Source organism: Helicobacter sp. T3_23-1059 (assembly GCF_053654515.1).
In genome coordinates this window covers 1-2,257 of the sequence record NZ_JBSIUV010000116.1, presented here as the reverse complement: position 1 = coordinate 2,257, position 2,257 = coordinate 1, and the positions used below count along the sequence as shown (strand labels likewise).

Annotated in this window: 3 protein-coding genes; all 3 read left to right on the top strand. The window is 40.3% G+C overall.

What is annotated here, in order from left to right:
- The coding region (locus ACWIX0_RS13350) for a UDP-galactopyranose/dTDP-fucopyranose mutase family protein (protein ID WP_454174473.1) at positions 1-766 on the top strand (766 nt) is incomplete at its 5' end.
- Positions 763-1,902: a glycosyltransferase family 2 protein gene (locus ACWIX0_RS13345; RefSeq protein ID WP_454174472.1), complete on the top strand. Its 1,140-nt coding sequence runs from the start codon at positions 763-765 to the stop codon at positions 1,900-1,902. The genes ACWIX0_RS13350 and ACWIX0_RS13345, both read left to right, overlap by 4 nt.
- Positions 1,899-2,257, top strand: a 359-nt coding sequence (locus ACWIX0_RS13340; protein WP_454174471.1) for a glycosyltransferase family 2 protein, incomplete at its 3' end; no start/stop codon positions are given. The genes ACWIX0_RS13345 and ACWIX0_RS13340, both read left to right, overlap by 4 nt.

Here is a 2,257-nt window from a genome sequence, read left to right as displayed (position 1 = left end):
CCTTGCAAAGCAAATCATCGATTCGCAAAAAAGCGCGATAAAACACACGCCACGCAATTTAGAAGAACAAGCCATTTCGTTAGTTGGCAAAGACATTTATGAAAAACTCATCAAAGGCTACACGCAAAAGCAGTGGGGCAAGCCTTGCGCCGAGCTTCCAGCAGATATTATCCGCCGAATCCCCGTGCGCTTCACTTATGATAATAACTATTTTAGCGACCCATATCAAGGAATCCCAAAAGGTGGCTATACGCAGATTTTTGAGAAATTACTAGCAAATTGTGAAGTGTGGCTAAACACAGATTTTTTAAGCGACAGGGCGCAACTCTCCAAACTCGCAAAAAAGATTATTTTTACAGGACCAATCGATAGCTATTTTGACTATATTTACGGCGCATTAGAGTATCGCTCTTTGCGCTTTGAAGAGCAGATTTTGGAGTGTGAGAACTATCAAGGCGTTGCGGTTATGAATTTTACGGACATTGACACGCCTTACACGCGCATTATCGAGCATAAACATTTTGAGTTTATCACTTCGCCACGCACGATTATTAGCATAGAATATCCGCAAAATTGGGACATACAAAAAGAGCCATTTTACCCCATAAATGACGCTAAAAACAACGCCCTTTATGAAAAATACAAGGCATTAGCGGACAAAGAGAAAAACCTAATCTTTGGCGGCAGGCTTGGCAGCTATAAATATTATGATATGGACAAAGTCATCGCCGAAGCCCTAAAACTCGCCCAAATGGAGCTAAAATGAACGCAAATGCGACTAAAACACACAAAGCCAAAATCTCCATAATTATCCCCACGCTAAATTCCGCGCGATTTATCAAAGAATGCGTAGATTCCGTGCTGTGTCAAACATTAAAAGACATTGAAATTCTTTGCATTGACGCAAATTCCACTGACGGCACATTAGAGATTTTGCAAAATTATGCAAAACAAGATTCGCGTTTGCGTGTCATCGTTTCGTCCAAAAAATCCTACGGTTACCAAATGAATCTAGGCATAGCACACGCAAAAGGCGAATATATCGGCATAGTCGAATCTGATGATTTCATAAAACCCCAAATGTATGAGATTCTCTACAAATGCGCAAAAGAGCAAGATTGCGACATTATCAAAAGTGATATTTTATGTTTTCACGGATTAGATTCTAACGCGATAGATTTAAATGCGTCAAAATCACAAAGCACAGATAGTCGCGAATCTAGATTTACCCACACGCCTATAATTAAACGCAAACACTTTTATGGCAAAAAACTTCAATTTGACAAAAGCCCAAAATCTACAAAACTAAAAACCGCATTCCTAAAATCCGCGTGGAAAATGAACCAAAGCTCTATTTTTAAAAGCGACTTTTTAGCACGGCACAAAATCGCATTTAACGAAAGCGCGGGTGCTAGCTACCAAGACACGGGATTTTCTTTTATCACTACGATTTGCGCGGAGTCAATGTATGTGCTAAATGACGCATTTTACTGCTATCGCACGGACAATGACGCCTCATCTAGCAATAGCAAGGCAAAAGTTTATTGTATTTGCGATGAATACGACTTTATCGAAGCGTTTTTGAAGCACGAAAATCTTTTTAGCGCGTATCAAGGGCTATTTTTCTATCTCAAATTTTGTGGCTACAAATGGAATGCCGAGCGAATCGCAACAGAATTTAAACTAGATTTTCTCAAACGCTTTCAAAGCGAGTTTGCCACGCTAACAAAAGCCCAAATCAAATCCTGTGGCTTTAAATGGCATCAGAGGCGAAAACTAGCCAAAATCTTAGATTCGCCACAAAGCTATTTCGCCGAGCTAAACGAGCCAAAGCCAAAGGGCTTATTGCGCAAAATCAAGCATTATTTCAAACACTACATTAAAAAGGAAGGTAAAAAATGAACCCAAAAATCTCAATAATAATCCCCTGCTACAATGTCGAGCGATATGTCCGCGAATGCGTAGAATCCGTGCTAAACCAAACCCTGCGTGAGATAGAAATCATCATCGTAAATGACGGGAGCACCGATGGCACGGGCGAAATCCTGCACGAAGTTGCTAACAAAGATAAGCGAATCATCTTAATTACGCAAGAAAACGGAGGCTATGGCGTAGCGGTAAATAATGGCATAGCAAAAGCAAAGGGCGAATATATCGGCATTGTCGAATCTGATGATTTCATAAACCCCCAAATGTATGAAAAACTCTACGCAAAAGCAAAAGAGACAGACGCGCAAGTGGTGAAGTGTAATTTTTA

Excerpts from the sequence above, each read along its gene's own strand:
- ACWIX0_RS13345 (WP_454174472.1), top strand. The coding sequence starts at position 763 with ATGAACGCAAATGCGACTAAAACACACAAAGCCAAAATCTCCATAATT.